This is a genomic window from Planctomonas deserti (assembly GCF_003067705.1).
GTDB classification, from domain to species: domain Bacteria; phylum Actinomycetota; class Actinomycetes; order Actinomycetales; family Microbacteriaceae; genus Planctomonas; species Planctomonas deserti.
This window is the reverse complement of record NZ_QANL01000193.1, coordinates 1-530: the sequence shown is the minus strand read 5'-3', so window position 1 is coordinate 530 and position 530 is coordinate 1. Positions and strand designations below refer to the sequence as shown.

Here is a 530-nt window from a genome sequence, read left to right as displayed (position 1 = left end):
AAGGTACCGGCCCAGGAGAAGGCGGGTATCGGATCAAGGCGCGGGAACCAGTGCCGCAGCTGTTTCATCAGCTTGTCGGCCTTGCCCTGAACGCGCCGGTCGCGGCGGGCGGGGATGTCGACGGCGTCGTCCAGCCCGCCCACCAGCAGGCGGCGCTCGCCGGTGGCGCGCAGGTACAGGTACGGGCGTGCGCTTTCCCACACCATCGTGCGCTGCAGGCGGCCCAGCACGTCTGCCTCGATGGGATCGGTAATGAACGCGTAGCTGCTGCGGTTGCGCGCAACCCGCTGATCGAGCCAGCGTTGGTTGGCATAGCCCATGGCCAGCACCACGTGGCGGGCGCGGATGGTGGCACCGTCTTCGGTACGGGCGGTCACCCCACGCGCAGTGGCGTCGAGGCTGTGCAGCACCGTGCGGTCATGCACGTGCCCGCCGCGCCGACGCAGGCGCTGCAGCAGCGCATAGGTCAGCCGATACGGATCGACCCGCGCCGCCTGGCGCGTGAGCAGGGCACCACCGGCGTCCACGTC

At 70.4% G+C, this 530-nt stretch carries 1 protein-coding gene; it reads right to left on the bottom strand.

Going from position 1 to position 530, the window contains the following annotated elements; translation table 11 throughout:
* On the bottom strand, positions 1 to 530 hold a 530-nt coding region (locus DAI20_RS20245), incomplete at both ends, for an FAD-dependent oxidoreductase (RefSeq protein WP_159085169.1).